The sequence below is a fragment of the Xanthomonas sp. NCPPB 3570 genome (assembly GCF_056725115.1).
In genome coordinates this window covers 4,651,940-4,668,790 of record NZ_CM161513.1, presented here as the reverse complement: position 1 = coordinate 4,668,790, position 16,851 = coordinate 4,651,940, and the positions used below count along the sequence as shown (strand labels likewise).

At 71.6% G+C, this 16,851-nt stretch carries 17 protein-coding genes and 1 riboswitch; of the genes, 10 read left to right on the top strand and 7 right to left on the bottom strand.

The features are described 5' to 3' along the window. Nucleotides 1–82: 82 nt before the first annotated feature. A complete protein-coding gene (locus AC1PLR_RS20175) occupies nucleotides 83–1,246 on the bottom strand; it encodes an isovaleryl-CoA dehydrogenase (protein ID WP_010341368.1) in 1,164 nt (387 codons plus the stop codon). 132 nt (nucleotides 1,247–1,378) lie between these two features. On the opposite strand from AC1PLR_RS20175, the gene AC1PLR_RS20170 reads away from it, so the two are divergent. From AC1PLR_RS20170 to AC1PLR_RS20160, 3 genes are all read left to right on the top strand, one after another. Continuing rightward, nucleotides 1,379–1,987: a TetR/AcrR family transcriptional regulator gene (locus AC1PLR_RS20170; RefSeq protein WP_420008253.1), complete on the top strand. Its 609-nt coding sequence runs from the start codon at nucleotides 1,379–1,381 to the stop codon at nucleotides 1,985–1,987. Nucleotides 1,988–2,140: 153 nt separating this feature from the next. Continuing rightward, on the top strand, nucleotides 2,141–2,659 hold the full coding sequence (locus AC1PLR_RS20165) for a c-type cytochrome (RefSeq protein WP_420008252.1): 519 nt from the start codon (nucleotides 2,141–2,143) through the stop codon (nucleotides 2,657–2,659). A gap of 94 nt (nucleotides 2,660–2,753) precedes the next feature. Further along, nucleotides 2,754–4,514: an ExeM/NucH family extracellular endonuclease gene (locus AC1PLR_RS20160; protein ID WP_481102115.1), complete on the top strand. Its 1,761-nt coding sequence runs from the start codon at nucleotides 2,754–2,756 to the stop codon at nucleotides 4,512–4,514. Between the two features lie 1,063 nt (nucleotides 4,515–5,577). Here the strand turns inward: AC1PLR_RS20160 and AC1PLR_RS20155 are convergent. Then, nucleotides 5,578–5,961 (bottom strand): MerC domain-containing protein, encoded by a 384-nt coding sequence (locus AC1PLR_RS20155; protein WP_481102114.1) that lies wholly within the window; start codon nucleotides 5,959–5,961, stop codon nucleotides 5,578–5,580. 75 nt (nucleotides 5,962–6,036) lie between these two features. On the opposite strand from AC1PLR_RS20155, the gene AC1PLR_RS20150 reads away from it, so the two are divergent. Continuing rightward, a complete protein-coding gene (locus AC1PLR_RS20150; protein WP_481102113.1) occupies nucleotides 6,037–7,362 on the top strand; it encodes a GTP-binding protein in 1,326 nt (441 codons plus the stop codon). Between the two features lie 61 nt (nucleotides 7,363–7,423). On the opposite strand, the gene AC1PLR_RS20145 is transcribed toward AC1PLR_RS20150, so the two are convergent. Next, on the bottom strand, nucleotides 7,424–8,287 hold the full coding sequence (locus AC1PLR_RS20145) for an EamA family transporter (RefSeq protein WP_481102112.1): 864 nt from the start codon (nucleotides 8,285–8,287) through the stop codon (nucleotides 7,424–7,426). 86 nt (nucleotides 8,288–8,373) lie between these two features. On the opposite strand from AC1PLR_RS20145, the gene AC1PLR_RS20140 reads away from it, so the two are divergent. Together AC1PLR_RS20140 and zapE are read left to right on the top strand one after the other, a co-directional pair. Continuing rightward, entirely contained in the window at nucleotides 8,374–9,039 is a 666-nt protein-coding gene (locus tag AC1PLR_RS20140) for an alpha/beta hydrolase (RefSeq protein ID WP_481102111.1), read from the top strand. Beyond that, nucleotides 9,036–10,133 (top strand): cell division protein ZapE, encoded by a 1,098-nt coding sequence (gene zapE, locus AC1PLR_RS20135; RefSeq protein ID WP_029561968.1) that lies wholly within the window; start codon nucleotides 9,036–9,038, stop codon nucleotides 10,131–10,133. The genes AC1PLR_RS20140 and zapE overlap by 4 nt, the downstream gene beginning before the upstream one ends. A gap of 28 nt (nucleotides 10,134–10,161) precedes the next feature. Here the strand turns inward: zapE and AC1PLR_RS20130 are convergent, their stop codons facing one another. Continuing rightward, nucleotides 10,162–10,560: a hypothetical protein gene (locus AC1PLR_RS20130; protein ID WP_481102110.1), complete on the bottom strand. Its 399-nt coding sequence runs from the start codon at nucleotides 10,558–10,560 to the stop codon at nucleotides 10,162–10,164. Nucleotides 10,561–10,701: 141 nt separating this feature from the next. On the opposite strand from AC1PLR_RS20130, the gene AC1PLR_RS20125 reads away from it, so the two are divergent. From AC1PLR_RS20125 to AC1PLR_RS20115, 3 genes are all read left to right on the top strand, one after another. Continuing rightward, nucleotides 10,702–11,160: a MarR family winged helix-turn-helix transcriptional regulator gene (locus AC1PLR_RS20125; protein WP_481102109.1), complete on the top strand. Its 459-nt coding sequence runs from the start codon at nucleotides 10,702–10,704 to the stop codon at nucleotides 11,158–11,160. An 83-nt stretch (nucleotides 11,161–11,243) separates the two neighbouring features. Continuing rightward, nucleotides 11,244–11,675 (top strand): organic hydroperoxide resistance protein, encoded by a 432-nt coding sequence (locus AC1PLR_RS20120; protein ID WP_010342071.1) that lies wholly within the window; start codon nucleotides 11,244–11,246, stop codon nucleotides 11,673–11,675. A gap of 165 nt (nucleotides 11,676–11,840) precedes the next feature. Then, nucleotides 11,841–12,611: an SIR2 family NAD-dependent protein deacylase gene (locus tag AC1PLR_RS20115; protein ID WP_481102108.1), complete on the top strand. Its 771-nt coding sequence runs from the start codon at nucleotides 11,841–11,843 to the stop codon at nucleotides 12,609–12,611. 34 nt (nucleotides 12,612–12,645) lie between these two features. Here AC1PLR_RS20115 and AC1PLR_RS20110 read toward each other — a convergent pair whose 3' ends face one another. The 3 genes from AC1PLR_RS20110 to ompR form a co-directional block, all read right to left on the bottom strand. Further along, nucleotides 12,646–13,569 (bottom strand): alpha/beta hydrolase, encoded by a 924-nt coding sequence (locus tag AC1PLR_RS20110; RefSeq protein ID WP_481102107.1) that lies wholly within the window; start codon nucleotides 13,567–13,569, stop codon nucleotides 12,646–12,648. 76 nt (nucleotides 13,570–13,645) lie between these two features. Then, nucleotides 13,646–14,914 carry an ATP-binding protein gene (locus AC1PLR_RS20105; protein ID WP_481102106.1) on the bottom strand — a complete coding sequence of 423 codons (1,269 nt, stop codon included), beginning with the start codon at nucleotides 14,912–14,914 and terminating at the stop codon, nucleotides 13,646–13,648. Then, complete coding sequence (gene ompR, locus AC1PLR_RS20100) at nucleotides 14,911–15,639, bottom strand: osmolarity response regulator transcription factor OmpR (RefSeq protein WP_481070106.1); 729 nt, start codon at nucleotides 15,637–15,639, stop codon at nucleotides 14,911–14,913. The genes AC1PLR_RS20105 and ompR overlap by 4 nt, the downstream gene beginning before the upstream one ends. A gap of 178 nt (nucleotides 15,640–15,817) precedes the next feature. On the opposite strand from ompR, the gene AC1PLR_RS20095 reads away from it, so the two are divergent. Beyond that, nucleotides 15,818–16,345: a hypothetical protein gene (locus AC1PLR_RS20095; protein WP_481102105.1), complete on the top strand. Its 528-nt coding sequence runs from the start codon at nucleotides 15,818–15,820 to the stop codon at nucleotides 16,343–16,345. 188 nt (nucleotides 16,346–16,533) lie between these two features. Continuing rightward, a riboswitch (cobalamin riboswitch) is annotated at nucleotides 16,534–16,752 on the top strand. Nucleotides 16,753–16,851: the final 99 nt, after the last annotated feature.

Here is a 16,851-nt window from a genome sequence, read left to right as displayed (position 1 = left end):
AAAGGAGAAGAGGCGTGGTGCGGTGTAGGAGCGGCTTCAGCCGCGATGGGCGTTCATGGGAAGGCCCGCCACCCGCTCAGCATCACTTGGTCCGCTCGAACAACTCGCGGCCGATCAGCATGCGACGGATCTCCGAGGTGCCGGCGCCGATCTCGTAGAGCTTGGCGTCGCGCCACAGGCGCCCGGTCGGATAGTCGTTGATGTAGCCGTTGCCGCCCAACACCTGGATCGCTTGGCCGGTCAGCCAGGTCGCCTTCTCGGCGGCGTAGAGGATCGCGCCGGCGGCGTCCTGGCGGGTGGTGCGGCCGGCGTCGCAGGCGCGCGCCACCGCGTACACGTAGGCGCGGCAGGCGTTGAGACCCACGTACATGTCGGCCAGCTTGCCCTGCATCAGCTGGAAGCTGCCGATCGGTTCGCCGAACTGGCGGCGCTCGTGCACGTAGGGCAGCACCACGTCCAGCGCCGCCGCCATCAGCCCCAGCGGGCCGCCGGACAGCACCACGCGCTCGTAGTCCAGGCCGGACATCAGCACGCGCACGCCGCCGCCGACCTCGCCCAGCACGTTCTCCGCCGGCACTTCGCAATCCTGGAACACCAGTTCGCAGGTGTTGGAGCCGCGCATGCCGAGCTTGTCCAGCTTCTGTGCGGTGCTGAAGCCGGGCATGCCCTTCTCGACCACGAACGCGGTGATGCCGCGCGCGCCGCCGCTGGGGTCGGTCTTGGCGTAGACCACCAGCACGTCGGCGTCGGGGCCGTTGGTGATCCACATCTTGTTGCCGTTGAGCACGTAGCGGTCGCCGCGCGCCTCGGCGCGCAGCTTCATCGACACCACGTCCGAGCCGGCACCGGGCTCGCTCATCGCCAGCGCGCCGACGTGCTCGCCGCTGCACAGCTTCGGCAGGTAGCGCGCCTTCTGCGCCGGGCTGGCGTTCTTGCGCAACTGGTTCACGCACAGGTTCGAATGCGCGCCGTAGGACAGGCCGATCGCACCGCAGGCGCGCGAGATCTCCTCCATCGCCACCACGTGCGCCAGGTAGCCCATCGCGCTGCCGCCGTACTCCTCCTCCACGGTGAGGCCGAGCAGGCCCTGTTCGCCGAGCTTGCGCCACAGCGGCGCGGGGAAGGCGTTGTCGCGGTCGGCCTGCTCGGCCAGCGGCGCGATCTCGCGCGCGGCAAAGGCGGCGACGCTGTCGCGCAGCAGGTCGACCTCCTCGCCCAACTCGAAATTCAACGACGGCATCAGCATGGCGGCAACTCCGGGAATGGCGGGTGGCCGGCGGCGCCTAGAATCGGACCCGCGCCGGGCAAGAGCGCCCAGCGTAGCCGGGAACGGCAAAGAAGTGAACAGAAATTCATTAATTGAACTTAGAATCACGCCATGGCCTACAAACGCTCCGCCCTGATGGAAGAACGCCTCGCCGGCAACCGCCAGCGGATCCTGCTGGCGGCGCGCCGGCTGATCGCCGCCGACGGCTTCCGTGGTGCCCCGGTCACTGCCGTGGCGGCGGAGGCCGGGGTGTCCACCGGGCTGATCTACCGGCATTTCCCGTCCAAGGCCGAGCTGTTCGTGGAGGTGCTGACCGCCGCCGTGGAGCACGAGCTGACCATCCTGCGCGCCATCGCCGCCGCACCGGCGCCGGCCGCGCAGCGCCTGCGCGACGCCATCGCCTCGTTCGTGCGCCGCGCCCTGGCCGGCCCCGGGCTGGCCTACGCCTTCATCGCCGAACCGGTGGAACCGGAGGTGGACGCCGAGCGCATACGCTGCCGGCGCCTGCTCGGCGACGTGTTCAAGGGCATCCTGGCCGAGGGCGTGGCCGCGGGCGAGTTCCCCGCGCAGGATCTCGATGCGGCGGCCGCGTGTCTGGTCGGCGCCTACACCGAGGCCCTGGTCGGCCCGACCGCGCCCAGCCGCGACGGCCCGCGCGACAGCGAGCGCCTGGTCGAGGCGGTGTGCGGGTTCTGCCTGCGTGCGGTGGGCAGCGCCTGAGCGCAACGGCCGCGCCGCCTGCGCCGAACTGCTGCGATGCAGCACGCATCGCCTGCGATTCCGGGCCATCCTGGCGTGCCGCGCGGCGCAAACGCTGGCTATACTCGGTCGCGTAGCGGTGGTCCGGATTACCACGTGCCAAAGGGGTGTGATGTGCGGAATTACGACCTCGAATTTCTCAAGCGCTTCTCGATGGTGATCGGCCTGCTGGTGCTGATCACCCTCGGCCTGATCGTGTTCGCGCATCACCTGCAGCGGGCCATCCCGCCGGAGGTGTCGCCGGTGGCGCAAAAGCGCACCGAGGAACGCCTCGCCCCGGTCGGTGCGGTCTATGCCGGCAGCACCGGCGCCGCGGCGCAGGCCGCCGCGCAGGCGGCGGCGCTGGCCAAGGCCTCGGCGCAGGCGGCCTACGGCGGCACCACCGACGGCAAGACCATCTTCAACAACCTGTGCACCGCCTGCCACACCAACGGCGTGGGCAAGGCGCCGACGCTGGACCACGCGCACTGGGACAAGCGCATCGCGCAGGGCAAGGAAACGCTCTACAAGCACGCCATCGAGGGCTATACCGGCCCCGACGGCGGCATCATGCCGCCCAAGGGCGGCAATCCCGGGCTGACCGAGGAGCAGATCCACGCCACCGTGGACTGGATGCTGGCCAACCTGAAGTAACCTTGCGCCTCCCGCACGCCCTTGCGCCGCCTTCGGGCGGCGCAGTCGTTTCCGCGCCCGTCGCGTGCCGGCGCCAAACAAGGAGAGTGATCGCATGCGCATGCCGCCGCCATCGTTGTTGTCGTTGCTGCTGCTGGTCGCAGCCCCCGCCGCGCAGGCGCTGACGCCGCCGACGCTGCTGCCGATCGGACAGTTGCGTCCGGGGCCGCAGGCGCAGGGCGTGGTGTTCGAGGGCGTGGTCACCGCGCGCGTGGAGGCAGGCGGCAGCGGCTACCTGGTGCAGGACGCCGGCGACGACGATCCGTTGACCGCCGACGCCCTACTGGTGCGTGGCGATGCCGAGCGCAGCCTGGCCCCGGGCGACCGCGTGCGGGTGTGGGGCGAACTGGCCCCGCAGGCCGCCGCGTCGGCCAAGGCCGGCACGGCCTTCGTCGGGCGCAGCGTGCTGGAGCAGGGGCACACCGTGCTGGCGCGCGCGCAACCGTTGCCGCTGCAGGTGCTCGACGCGGCGCCGGCGGACTGGTCGGCACTGGCCGGCATGCGCGTGCGCATCGCCGCGCCGCTGACCGTGGTCGACAACGACATGCTGGGCAAGACCGGCGAACTCGGCGTGGCCTTCGGCGGGCGCCTGTGGCAGCCCAGCGAGGTGGCCGCGCCGGGCAGCGCCGAGCAGGCGGCGGTCATTGCCGACAATGCGCGGCGCGGCCTGCGGCTGGGCTCGCTTGCCGCGCCGCCGCCATCAACATCGGCAACGGCAACGGCAACGGCAACGGCAACGGCAAAACTTCCGGACTATCTGGGCAGCGCCACTGCACCGCCACGCGCGGGCAGCACGCTCCAGGGCGTGGAGGGCATCGTCGGCGGCGTAATCGAAGGTGCCGCGCGGCTGTATCCGACCGCCGCGCTGCAGCTGACGCCGCCGCCGGAACCGGCGCCGCCGCAGGTCGCCGGCAGCCTGCGCATCGCCGCGTTCAACCTGGAGAACTTCTTCAACGGCGACGGCCGCGGCGGCGGGTTCCCGACCCTACGCGGCGCACGCACGCCGGCCGAATTCCAGGCGCAGCTGCGCAAGCTGGTGGCGACGATCCGCCCGCTGCAGGCCGATGTCGCCGCGTTGATGGAACTGGAGAACGACGGCTACGGCCCGACCTCGGCGATCGCTAGCCTGGTCGACGCGCTCAATGCCGGCGGCGGCGACTGGCGCTTCGTCGACGCCGGGCGCGGCCCCGGCGACAACCCGATCCGGGTCGGCCTGATCTACCGCGCCTCGCGGGTCAGCCCGGTGGGCAAGCCGGCGATGCTGGAAGGCGGCCCGTTCGCCGAGCACAGCCGTGTGCCGCTGGCGCAGGCGTTCCGCCGCGGCAGTGATGCGCCGTTCGTGGTGGTGGCCAACCACTTCAAGTCCAAGGGTGGCTGCAGCGAGGCCAGCGGCGCCGACGCCGACCGCGGCGATGGCCAGGGCTGCTGGAACGCGACCCGCACCGAGTCGGCGCGCCGCGTGGATGCGTGGCTGCGCAGCGATCCCACCGGCAGCGGCAGCACGGCCAACGTGCTGCTCGGCGATTTCAACGCCTATGCGATGGAAGATCCGCTGCGCCTGCTGCGCGACGCGGGCTGGCGCGATGCGTTGCAGGAGGCGCATGTCGCGCAGCCCTACAGCTTCGTCTATCGCGGCCTCAGTGGCCGGCTGGACCACGCCTTGCTGAGTCCGGCGCTGGCAGCGCGGTTGCGCGGCGCCGCCGAATGGCACGTCAACGCCGACCTGCCCGACAGCGACGGCTACCGCGAGCGCGATCTGCCGGGCCCGTGGCGCAGTTCGGACCACGATCCGTTGTTGTTGGGGTTCGATCTGTAGGCTGGGAATGGGGAAATGGGAATGGGGAATCGGAAAAGCCGATTGTCGGCGCTCATTCTCTAGCCTGATACACGGGGCGTACTTGCGTGGCTCATGTCATGTGTGAAGTGCACGGGTCGCTCGTGAGCAGGTGTGCTGCGTTCAAGGCCGGTCGCGCTGCGCATGCGGCCTCATGCTTTGCTGTCATCCCATGAAAGTTGCTCCTGCCTATTGTGCGCTGCCTGCGCGGTTTTCCCTGGTGCGTACTGAAGGTGTATGCGTTGTGGTTTCGCCCGATAGGACAAGTAGCAGCGACCGCAGCAATAGCCTTTGCTGTTGTTGTTGCTCTGGCTTTTGACTTACCGGGTTCCCTTCCGCAGCGGCGGATGGACCGGGGAAACACCCGAAGGGCGGCGCACATGGATGTGCGCCGTTCGCGGCAGGGGCAGGATGCCCCTTCCGCGAATCCCCGGTGCATCCGCGGACCCGGAGCGCGTTAGCGCGGAGGGCGCAAGGCAGGGCGCGCTTTCTTTTGGTTACCTTTTCTTTGCGCGAGCAAAGAAAAGTAACTCGCCCGTTAGGGCGAAAGCCTTTGCTGTTGCTTCAATCTTGAGTGTCGGACAAGAAGAACTGTAGGAGCGGCTTCAGCCGCGACCTCCACGGTAAAGCCTGCTCGCGGCTGAAGCCGCTCCTACAGAAAAACGTTGAAGCAGGAGCAAAGCTTTCGCCTGGCGGCGAGTTACTTTTCTTTGCTTGTGCAAAGAAAAGTAACCAAAAGAAAGCACACCCTGCCTCGCGCCCTCCGCGCTAGCGCGCTCCGGGTCCGCGTCCATCCCGGGGATCCGCGGAAGGGGCATCCTGCCCCTGCCGCGGACGGCGCACATCCATGTGCGCCGCCCCTTCGGGGTTTTTCCCCGCGATGGCCGCCGCTTCGGAAGGGAACCCGGTCAATCAAAAACCAGAGCAACAGCAAAAGCCAACAGCGACAGCAGAAGCAACAGCCAAAGCAACAGCGAACGCCACACAGCACCGCGATCCTGATTGCCGCCTCGAACGACAGCGCGCTACGCAGCGGGTCCCACCCTCAATGCCCGCAACGCCGCCGGTGCCGGCGCCAGTTCCACAGGTGCGCACTGGCCATGGCCAGGCTGCCGCTGACCGTCATCGCGGTTTCGCTGGCCTCTTCGGGAATGCCGAAAGCACCGGCCAGCAGACCGAGCAGACCCAGCGCCGCCAGCGTCCACAGCGGCCAGGGCAGCGCATCACGCTGGTGCCCGCGCCACAGCGCTAACCCCGCCAACGGCGCGGCGATCGCCACGAACACCACGTGCACCCACTCGGCCTCGGCCCAGACGCCGAACAGCGGCAACGCCGCGGCCAGCAACGGCAAGGCCAGGCAGTGCAGCAGGCACAGCCCGGACAACAGCATCGCCGAGGCGTCGAAGAAGGATTGCGGCAAGGATTTCATGGGCGATCACTCCAATGCATCAAGTGTTATATAGTAACATTTCCAGCCCGCCACGCCTCCGCGCCGATGCTCGCCATGTCCACGTCCGCCGTTTCCGATTCCCGCCTCCCCGTCACCGTCCTGTCAGGCTTCCTTGGCGCCGGCAAGACCACCCTGCTCAACCGCGTGCTGCACAACCGCGATGGCCGCCGCGTGGCGGTGATCGTCAACGACATGAGCGAGGTCAACATCGACGCGGCGCTGATCCGCGACGGCGGGGCCGCGCTCAGCCGCACCGAAGAGACCCTGGTCGAGTTCAGCAACGGCTGCATCTGCTGCACCCTGCGCGACGACCTGCGCCAGGAAGTGCAGCGCCTGGCCGAGAGCGGGCGCTACGACTACCTGTTGATCGAATCCACCGGCATCTCCGAGCCGATGCCGGTGGCCGCGACCTTCGCCGTGCGCGATGCCGACGGCCGCGGCCTGGCCGATGTCGCGCGCCTGGACACCATGCTCACCGTGGTCGACGGGGTGAGCTTCCTGCGCGATTTCGGCTCGGCCGAGCGCCTGGCCGACCGTGGCCTGCAGGCCGGGGACGACGACGACCGCGGGCTGGTCAACCTGCTGGTGGAGCAGATCGAGTTCGCCGACGTGATCGTCATCAGCAAGGCCGACCTGGCCGATGCGGGCACCCTCGACCGCACCCGCGCGGTGCTGCGCGCGCTCAACCGCGATGCGCGCATCGTTGAAGCCAGCCGCGGCGACGTGCCGCTGGAGCTGGTGCTGGACACCGGTCGCTTCGATTTCGTGCGCGCGCAGCTGGCGCCGGGCTGGATGCAGGCGCTGCGCGGCGAGCACGCGCCGGAGACCGAGCAGTTCGGCATCGAAAGCTTCGTCTATCGCGCGCGCCGGCCGTTCCATCCGCTGCGCTTCGCGCGGCTGGCGCAGCGCGGGCTGCGCGACGTGATCCGCAGCAAGGGCTTCTTCTGGCTGGCCAGCCGCATGGACTGGGTCGGCGAGCTGTCCATCGTCGGTGCGGCCACCCAGACCCAGGCCGCCGGCTTCTGGTATGCGGCGCGCGAGCGCGTGGATCGCGGGCTGCTGGACACGCCGCTGGCGCTGCCGCCGTCGCCGCTGCCGTACACCGAGCTGGGCTGGCAGCGGCAGCAGACCGCGTGCTGGAACGCGCCGCCGCCGCAGGCCGAGGAGGTCGGCGATGCGCGCGAGTACGCGGCGCTGCGGGCGATGTGGCATCCGCTGTGGGGCGACCGCCGTCAGGAACTGGCGGTGATCGGCGTCGGCCTGGACACGGCGCGGGTGCGCGCCGAACTCGATGCCTGCCTGCTCGACGACACCGAACTGCAGCAGGGGCCGGTGGCGTGGCAGGGGCTGGAGGATCCGTTCCCGGTGTGGAGGCGTTGAGGGGCCGGGAGTGGGGAATCGGGATTGGGGAATCTTGAGAGCGGGGTGCGGGTGCTGATGGTTAGCTGCCTGCGCCTATCGCGATCAGGATGATCGCCGGCACCGCCAGCAGCAGGCCCAGGCGGTTCCAGCGGGTGGTGCGTTCGCCGAACACGGCCACGCCGAGCAGGGTGCCCAGGCCGATCACGCCCAGGTTCATCGCTGCGAACACGCTGGCCGGGCTGTCCGGCAGGGCCTGGTGCGCGCGCACATAAAACAGGATGTTGCCGAAGTTGAGCGCGCCCAGCAGCAGGCCGGCGCCGAGGTTGCGCCAGGCCAGTGGCGCGGTGCCGCGCAGGTGGCGCCACAGCTGCACGCCCAGCAGCAGCACGAAGGCCAGCGCGAAGGCCACCAGCAGCGAAGCGGCGAACGGCGTGCCGGCCTGGGCGATGCGCTTGAGCAGCACGTCGATCGCGGCGAAGCCGACCCACACCAGCAGCAGCCATGGCGCGGTGCGTGCGGCGCTGCGCGGCGCCGTGTCCGGCCACTGCACGATGCCGGCGATCGCCAGCAGGCCCAGCGCCAGGCCGGCCAGCTTGGCGCCGTTGGCGCGTTCCCCGAACCAGAGGAAGGCCGCCGCCAGCGACAGCAGCAGCGACAGCCGTTGCGCCGCGTCGGTGCGCACGATGCCGGCGCTGGCCACCGCGCGGCCCAGCACCAGGAAGATGCCCGGCAGCAGCACGCCCAGGGCCAGCAGCGCTGCCCACGGCGTCTGCGCGTTCTCCAGCGCGGACAGCGGCGGGTGCAGCAGGGCGGCGCACAGCAACAGCGCCGCCAGGTAGTTCCAGGTCACCGCCTGGGCCAGGTCGATGCGCCGTTGCGGCGCCAGCTTCAGCAGCGCCGAGACCAGCACGCTGCACACCACACTCAGCAGGACGAACGCCACGCACAGGATCCGGATCGGGAGGAAAAGGAACGCTGCGTGCACCGCATCGGCATGTGGCCGCGACCCAGCCCCGGTATTATGACCGCATGACCTCTCCCGCTTTCCCCACCGCTTCCGGCGCGCTGACGCTGCAAGGCCCCGCCGGCCCGATCGAGGCCGCGGTCGATCTACCCGACGCCGACGTCGCCGCGCTGCCGGTCACCGCCATCGTCTGCCATCCGCTGTCCACCGAGGGCGGCAGCATGCACAACAAGGTGGTGACGATGGTCGCGCGCGCGCTGCGCGAACTGGGCGTGCGCGTGGTGCGCTTCAACTTCCGCAGCGTCGGCGCCTCCGCCGGCAGCTTCGACCACGGCGACGGCGAGCAGCAGGACCTGGCCGCGGTGGCCGCCTGGGTGCGCGATCAGCGTCCGCACGACGCGCTGTGGCTGGCCGGTTTCAGCTTCGGCGCCTACGTCTCGCTGCGCGCCAGCGCCGCGCTGCAGCCGCAGGTGCTGATCTCGATCGCGCCGCCGGCCGGGCGTTGGGATTTTTCCGACATGGCGCCGCCGCCGCAGTGGCTGGTGATCCAGGGCGAGGCCGACGAGATCGTCGACCCGCAGGCCGTGTACGACTGGCTGGACACGTTGGATGCGCAACCGCAACTGGTGCGCATGCCCGACACCAGCCACTTCTTCCATCGCAAGCTGATCGACCTGCGCGGCGCGTTGCAGCACGCGGTCAAGGCCTGGCTGCCGGCGGCGCAGGCGTGAGCGCGGCGGCATTGCCGTCGCAGCGCTACGCCGAGGGCGTGGCGCGCGGCGACTGGCGCGACGATCCGGCCCAGCATGCGGCGCTGGCCGAACTGGACCGCATCCACGTCGCGATCGTGGACGGCGACCAGGAGGGCTGGCTGGACCGTCTGTCGGCGTTCTGGAAGAAGCCCGAGCCGGTGCGCGGCCTGTACTTCTGGGGCGGGGTCGGCCGCGGCAAGACCTTCCTGGTCGATCTGTTCTACGACGGCCTGCCGATCGCGCGGAAGTACCGCACGCATTTCCATCGCTTCATGCGCGGCGTGCACGAGCGCCTGCGCGAACACGCCGGGCAGAGCGATCCGCTGGCGAAGATCGCGCAGGAGTGGCGCAGCCGGCTGCGCGTGCTGGTGCTGGACGAGTTCTTCGTCACCGACATCGGCGATGCGATGCTGCTGTCGCGCCTGCTCGAGCGCCTGTTCGCCGAGGGCGTGACCCTGGTCACCACCTCCAACACCGCGCCGCAGAACCTGTACCTCAACGGCCTGCAGCGCGAGAGCTTCCTGCCGGCGATCGGCTTGCTGCAGACCTATTGCGTGGAGCTGTACGCCGAAGGCACCGAGGACTACCGCATGCGCGCGCTGACCCGCTCGCCGGTGTACCGCGCGCCGCTGGCCGAGGACAGCGATGCCTGGCTGGGCGAGCGTTGGGGCGCGCTGACCGGCAATGCCGAGGCGCGCCGCGGCAACATCGAACTGGAAGGGCGCAAGATCCCGGTGCGCGCGCGCGGCAAGAGCATCGTCTGGTTCGATTTCGTCGCCTTGTGCGAAGGCCCGCGCGGTCCCAGCGACTACATCGAGATCGCGCACGAGTTCACCACCGTGCTGCTCGGCGGCATCCCGCACTTCGACCGCATGAACGAGGATGCGGCGCGGCGCTTCGTCAACCTGATCGACGAGCTGTACGACCGCCACGTCAACCTGGTCTGCACCGCGCAGGATCCGCCGCCGCTGCTGTACACCGGCGAGCGCCTGGCCGGTGCGTTCGAGCGCACCGCCTCGCGCCTGATCGAAATGCAGAGCGCCGAGTACCTGGCGGCGGCGCACCGGGTCTGAGCGCGGTCGCGACGTCCGCGGCGCAGGCTCAGCGCACCGCGCCGGGCGCACACAGCCCGGCGACGAAGCGCGGCATCAGGCCTGCGCCGGCGATCTCTTCCAGATAGGCGGCCGCCGGACAACTGGCGCCGCCTGCGCTGTGCGCGCAGCGCGCCGGCCCGGACGCGCCGTCCTGCGGCAGCTGTCGATCCATGGCCTGGCGCTGCGCCGCCGGCAATCCATCGCGAAAGGTCTCCTCGGCATCGAGCAGATCGGCTGGGGTGAGCCGGTCGGTCGGCACGCCCGGGCACTGGCGACGGGTTTCGCGGGCCAGCGCGTCGGCGCCGGCACCGATCAGCACCGGGCCGTCGGGCAGGGTGTTGGGCACGGCCTTGGGCACGATGGGGGCAGCGCCGAGCGCGGCCAGCAGCAGGAACGATGCGCGCATGCGGAAGCTCCTCGAGTTGCGCGCAGCGTAGTCCTGTGCCGCTGGCAGCACGAGGGGGAGGGCGGCGCCCGCTTCAGCGAGGAGTCGGCGGAGCATAAATATCGCTTGCTATTAAATAGCATGCTATGTAATGTAGTGCCCATGGACCGTACCTCTGCCCCCGACGCCACCGCCCTGCTGAAGCTGGATACCCAGCTGTGCTTCGCGCTGTATTCGGCCAACCTGGCCATGCACAAGCTCTACCGCGGGCTGCTGCGCGACCTCGGCCTGACCTATCCGCAGTACCTGGTGATGCTGGTGCTGTGGGAGCAGGACCAGCGCAGCGTGTCGGAGATCGGCGAGAAGCTGTTCCTGGATTCGGCCACGCTGACCCCGTTGCTCAAGCGCCTGGAGGCGATCGGCCTGCTGACCCGCCGCCGCGCCGCCGATGACGAGCGCCGCGTGCTGATCGCGTTGACCGCCGACGGCCAGGCGCTGCGCACGCGCGCGCAGGCGGTGCCGGAAGGCGTGCTGTGCGCGGTCGCCTGCAACCTGCAGCAACTGACCCGGCTCAAGCACGACCTGGAAGAGGTCCGCGGCAAGTTGCAGGCCGCCGCCTGAGCGGTTCCCGACCCGATCGCAGTCCCTCTAACCCGCCCCTCTACCCCATGGCGCCGCGGCGCCGCCCTCCAAGGAGAACCACCATGGCTTCACCGACCACCATCGCCTACACCGCCACCGCCACCGCCACCGGGGGCCGCGACGGCCGCGCCGCCACTCCGGACAAGGCGCTGGACGTCAAGCTGTCGACCCCGCGCGAACTGGGCGGCGCCGGCGGCGACGGCACCAACCCCGAGCAGCTGTTCGCGGCCGGCTATTCGGCCTGCTTCATCGGCGCGCTGAAGTTCGTCGCCGGCCAGGAGAAGGTGAAGCTGCCGGCCGAGCCGAGCATCGAAGGCCATGTCGGCATCGGCCAGATCCCGGGCGGCTTCGGCATCGCCGTGGAACTGCGCATCGCCGTGCCGGGCCTGGAGCGTGCGACGCTGGAATCGCTGGTGGAGAAGGCCCACCAGGTGTGCCCGTATTCCAATGCCACCCGCGGCAACATCGACGTCAAGCTGGTCGTGCTCGACTGAGCCAGCCGGAGGTCCGGGCCGGCACCTGCGCCGGTCCATGACGACACGCGAACGGGCGGCCACTGGCCGCCCGTTCGCGTTGCGGGCGCCTGCGCGTGCTGCCGTGCACATTGAGGCCGTCCTGTGGCGATGCAATAGTGTGCGCTTCGTCAAATCGAGCGCGCCATGCTCAGTTCCGCCTACAACGCCGAGACCGTCGCCGCCTTCATCCAGGGCGCGCGCCGTCTGCTGGTGCTGACCGGTGCCGGCATGTCCGCCGAGAGCGGGGTGCCGACCTTCCGTGGCCAGGACGACAGCCTGTGGTCGCGCTTCGATCCCGAGCAACTGGCCACCGAGGACGCCTGGCGTGCCGACCCGGCCCTGGTCTGGGGCTGGTACCGCTGGCGCATGGCGATCGTGGCGCAGGCCCAGCCGCACGCCGGACACCTGGCGCTGGCGCGCCTGCCCGAGGTCCGCCACACCACCCTGGTGACCCAGAACGTGGACGACCTGCACCAGCGCGCCGGCAGCGAGGTCGCCGCGCATGTGCACGGCCGCCTGTCGGCGCTGCGCTGCAGCGACTGCGGCCAGCCCTGGCGCGGCCTGCTGCCGCCGATCGATGTGCACACCCCCAGCCAGCGCCTGGCGCCGCCGGTGTGCGCGGCCTGCGGCGGCACGGTGCGCCCGGGCGTGGTGTGGTTCGGCGAAGCGTTGCCGGCGGCGGAGTGGGCGCGCGCGCAGACCGCGGCCGACACCGCCGACCTGGTGCTGGTGATCGGCAGTTCCGGCCTGGTCTATCCGGCGGCCAGCCTGCCGCTGCAGGCCAAGGAGCGCGGCGCCTGCGTGGTCGAGATCAATCCCGAACCCAGTGCGTTGTCGGCCCGTGCGGATCTGCACTGGCGCGACAGCGCCGCGGTGGCGCTGCCGTTGCTGCTGCAGCAGTGCATGGTGGCCTGAGCGCGTTGCCGGCCGCGGGAGCTGCGCGCGGCGCTCAGCGCAGCGTGTGCAGGAATGCGTCCACCGCCGCGGTGTAGGCCGAGGGCAGGCCCAGGTCGCGGTTGATCTCGGCATGGCTGGCGTCCTGCGGCAGTACCTCGACGCGGATGCCGCGGCCGTTGGCCTTGGCGGCCAGGTGGCGTGCCTGCGCGCAGGCATCGGCACGGCGGCTGGAGCACACCGCCAGCAGCGGCGGCGCGCTGGCGCCCATGACGTGGTACGGCGAGGCGGCGATCCAGTCGCTGCGCACGCTGCCGAAGGCGCGGTCGTACAGCGGCAGATGCCGTTGCTGCATCACCTGCTCCACGTCCATCGCCGCACTGTCCAGCGCCACCGCGCCCAGCGGTCGGCGCGCCCCGGCCTGGGCCAGCAGGTCCGGCGACAGGTCCAGCAGGCTCACCAGGTGCGCGCCGGCCGAGTGGCCCATCAGCACCAGCCGCGCCGGATCGGCGCCCCACTGCGGCGCCAGTTGCTGGATCCGCGCGACCGCGCGCGCCACGTCTTCTGCCTGCTCAAGCGGCGTCGCCTGCGGCAGCAGGCGGTAGTTCACCGACACCAGCACGTGGCCCTGCGGCAGCCAGTGCGCGACCTTGTTGGCGGCCACGCCGGGGTTGTCCTTGTCGCCGTCGGCCCAGCCGCCGCCGTGCACCATCACCAGCAGTGGCGCCTGGCGCGCGCCGGCCGGCAGGTACACGTCCATGCGCTGGGCCGGGTCTGGGCCGTAGGCGACGTCGCGCAGCACCTGCGCGCCGGCGGGCAGTGGCGCACGCGCGGTGTCGGCGCGGTCGCCCTGCAGACGCTGCAGCAGGCGTGCGCGCAGGCGTCCGTCCTGGGCGTGGGCAGGCATGGCGGTCAGCGCCGGAAGCAGCAGCGCCAGGGCGAGCAGGCAATGGGTGGGCGACGGGCGGGACAGGCGCATGGGCGGATCACTCCTTGAAGGACGGCGAGGGAGGTCGTGGCGCGGCCGGCCGCTGCAGGCGCCGGCGCGCGCCGGTTCAGGCCGGGCGCAGGTGCAGGGTGGCGCACAGGCCGTGTGGGGCGATGGGCTGCAGCAGCAACGCGCCGCGATGCTGGCGCGCGACGCGCTCGACGATCGCCAGGCCCAGTCCGCTGCCGCCATGGCCGCCGTGCACGAACGGCTGCAACGCGCGCGCCGCCAGCGCCGGGTCCAGGCCGGGGCCGTGGTCGCGCACCTCGATGCGCCAGCCATCGCCGCCGTCCCTGTGCAGGCGCAGCTGGAACGGCGCGGCGCCGTGCCGCTCGGCGTTGCCGACGAGGTTGCCGAGCGCGCGCTGCAGCGCCAGCGGCCGTCCGTGCAGCGGCGCCTGCGCGGGCAGGACGGCCTCCCAGCCGGGCTGCGCCGCGCCCAGCGCCTGCCGGCAGAGGTCGGCCAGGTCCAGGGCCACGGCGGGTTCGTCGCGGCCGTCGCGGGCGTAGGCGATGAACTGCGCCAGGATCGCGTCGATCTCGCCGATGTCGCGCTCCATGCCCTCGCGCAGTTCCGGCTCCACCTGCGGCAGCAGCGCCAGCGCGTACTGCAGCCGGGTCAGCGGGGTGCGCAGGTCGTGGGAGATGCCGGCCAGCAGCAGCGCGCGCTCGGCCGCGGCCTGGCGCACGTCGGCGCTGGCCGCGGTGAGCGCCTGCGCCAGCGCGGTGACTTCGCGCGGGCCGCCGGTGGCGATCGGTCCGGCCTGTTCGCCGCGCACCAGGTGCGGCGCGGCCTGCGCCAGTTGCCGCAGCGGCCGCACCAGGCGCCGCGCGACCAGCGCAGCGGCGAGCCAGACCAGCAGCGTGCAGCCGGCCAGCATCGCCACGGAAAATCGCCGCAGGCCGTGCCCGCGCGGCTGGCTGGAGAACGCGATCCACAGCGGCGTGGGCGTGGCCAACTGCAGCCACAGGGTGCCGTCGGCGTCGCGCCGCAACCCGCGCCCGGGGCCGAGCTGGTCGGCCGCGCGGCGCTGCACGGCGTCGACCAGCGGGCCGGCGGCATTGGCGGTGGGCGGCGTGGTGCGCACTCGCAGCCCGGCCTCGCGCAACGCCGGCGCCAGCGCCGCGGCGGCCGGCGAGCGCTGCAGCGCCTCGGCGACATTGGCGAAGCCGTGCAGCACGCGCAGTTGTTGCTGCGCTGCCGGCCGCAGCGCCAGTTCGCGGCCGAGCAGCAGCGCCAGCAGCCCGGCGCCGGCCAGCACCAGCGCGATCACCAGCGCTAGTTGCCCGAACAGGCTGCGCGGCCAGTCGGCGACGCGGGAAACCGGCGCGCTCACGCCTGCGGCTCCGGCGGCACGTACACATAGCCCACGCCCCACACCGTCTGGATCAGCCGCGGCGTGCGCACGTCGTCTTCCAGCAGCTTGCGCAGCCGCGCGACGATCACGTCGATGCTGCGGCCCAGCGGCTCGTGCTCGCGGCCGTGCGCCAGGCTGGACAGGCGGTCGCGGCTCAGCGGCTGCTGCGGGTGCCGCAGCAGCACCGACAGCACCGCGAACTCGGCGGTGGTCAGCTTCAGCGGTTCGCCATCGCGGCGCAGCTCGCGCCGTCCCAGGTGCAGGCGGAAGCGGCCGAAGCCGATCTCGCCGCCGTCCGGCTGCGGCGCGCCGGCGCCGCCCGGGCGGGTACGGCGCAGCACCGCGCGGATCCGCGCCAGCAGCTCGCGCGGGTTGACCGGCTTGGGCAGGTAGTCGTCGGCGCCGATCTCCAGGCCGACGATGCGGTCGATCTCGTCGCCCTTGGCGGTCAGCATCACGATCGGGGTGTGGTCGCCCTGGCCGCGCAGGCGCCGGCAGATCTCCAGGCCGTTCTCGCCGGGCAGCATCAGGTCCAGCACCACCAGATCGTAGTGGCCGCGCGCCAGCGCCTGCTGCAGCTGCATGCCGTCGGCCACCGCCTTGACCGCGAAGCCCTGGCTCTCCAGGTAGCGGCACAGCAGGGCGCGCAGGCGGTCGTCGTCGTCGACCAGCAGCAGGCGGGGAGCGGGCGCGGCATCGTGCATGGACGCCACTATCGGCTGCGCCGCGGCCTGGCGGCAACGGCGATGGCGGCGCAACTGTAAGCGGATGTTGCCGCCGCGGCCTGCGGCAACATCCGCTGGCCGATGCGGCGCCCCGCGCGCCGGCGCCGTGACTACGGTGACGCTTGGCAGCACGTCGCTGCCGCCACCGGAGAACGCCATGTCGCTGTCCCCTCGCACCACCACCTTGCTGCTGGCGCTGGCCGCCGGCGTCCTGGCCGCGCCCCTCGCCCAGGCACGCGAGCACACCCGCACGCGTGCCGCCGGCGGCGTCGATGGCGCTCGTCACGCGGCGGTGCAGGCCAGCGCCAGCGGCGCCCACGGCAGCGTGCAGCGCGCCCGCCAATGGCAGGCCGACGGCCAGGGCAACGCCAGCGCCAGCAGCGCCGCCACCCGCACGACGGCCGCCGGCGGCAGCGCCACGCGTCAGGGCAGCGCCGACCGCAACGCCGACGGCAGCGCCAGCCGCCAGGGCAGTGCCAGCGTGCAGGGCGCCGACGGCGCCACTGCCAGCAGCAGCGGCAGCCTGGCCCGCGCCGCCGACGGCACCCTCAGCGGCAGCCGCCAGAGCAGCGTCGCGGGCGCACAGGGCAGCTACCAGGGCAGCACCAGCGTGCAGGACGGCAGTGTCGTCCACACCAGCACCTGCACCGACGCCAGCGGCGCGGTGGTGCCGTGCCGGCCCTAGGGCAGGCGGCGGTGTCGGGGGCCGGCCGGGGGCGCCAACGCCCCTGGCCGCGGCCGGCTTCACGGCCCCGTCACGGCCGCGAACGGCCGTCGCGGCGGGACCGGAATCGGCCGTCGGCGGCAAACCGTTGCCAGGCTTAGGTTTTCGTCATTCCACCCATATTTAGCGTTGACGTCGCCGACCGACCCCACTATCTTGGGGTGGTCGGTTCCGGCGGCCACAAGCCGCGGGATCAAAAGGGAAGCCGGTGCGGCGTGCCAACGCCAACTCCGGCGCTGCCCCGCAGCGGTAATTGGGAACGAACCCGTCATCCGCACTGAGGCGCCCGCCTTGGGAAGCGACGGGCTAGGAACCGGCCACGGCCGTTGCCCATCAGCCCGAAGACCTGCCGACAGCCGCGCGAAGCACACCGCGCGGCGCCGACCGCGCGCTCTCCGGGGGGAGAGGGTCGGTGCAGCGATGACCGCCCGCAGGCCCGGTGCCTGCGCCGTTTGCAGTCTTCGCGA

Coding starts and splice junctions, on each gene's coding strand:
- ompR (WP_481070106.1), bottom strand. CDS start 15,639: ATGCACGATGCCGCGCCCGCTCCCCGCCTGCTGCTGGTCGACGACGAC.
- AC1PLR_RS20120 (WP_010342071.1), top strand. CDS start 11,244: ATGGCTTCACCGACCACCATCGCCTACACCGCCACCGCCACCGCCACC.
- AC1PLR_RS20175 (WP_010341368.1), bottom strand. CDS start 1,246: ATGCTGATGCCGTCGTTGAATTTCGAGTTGGGCGAGGAGGTCGACCTG.
- AC1PLR_RS20170 (WP_420008253.1), top strand. CDS start 1,379: ATGGCCTACAAACGCTCCGCCCTGATGGAAGAACGCCTCGCCGGCAAC.
- AC1PLR_RS20150 (WP_481102113.1), top strand. CDS start 6,037: ATGTCCACGTCCGCCGTTTCCGATTCCCGCCTCCCCGTCACCGTCCTG.
- AC1PLR_RS20140 (WP_481102111.1), top strand. CDS start 8,374: ATGACCTCTCCCGCTTTCCCCACCGCTTCCGGCGCGCTGACGCTGCAA.
- AC1PLR_RS20095 (WP_481102105.1), top strand. CDS start 15,818: ATGTCGCTGTCCCCTCGCACCACCACCTTGCTGCTGGCGCTGGCCGCC.
- AC1PLR_RS20125 (WP_481102109.1), top strand. CDS start 10,702: ATGGACCGTACCTCTGCCCCCGACGCCACCGCCCTGCTGAAGCTGGAT.
- AC1PLR_RS20160 (WP_481102115.1), top strand. CDS start 2,754: ATGCGCATGCCGCCGCCATCGTTGTTGTCGTTGCTGCTGCTGGTCGCA.
- AC1PLR_RS20110 (WP_481102107.1), bottom strand. CDS start 13,569: ATGCGCCTGTCCCGCCCGTCGCCCACCCATTGCCTGCTCGCCCTGGCG.
- AC1PLR_RS20130 (WP_481102110.1), bottom strand. CDS start 10,560: ATGCGCGCATCGTTCCTGCTGCTGGCCGCGCTCGGCGCTGCCCCCATC.
- AC1PLR_RS20155 (WP_481102114.1), bottom strand. CDS start 5,961: ATGAAATCCTTGCCGCAATCCTTCTTCGACGCCTCGGCGATGCTGTTG.
- AC1PLR_RS20115 (WP_481102108.1), top strand. CDS start 11,841: ATGCTCAGTTCCGCCTACAACGCCGAGACCGTCGCCGCCTTCATCCAG.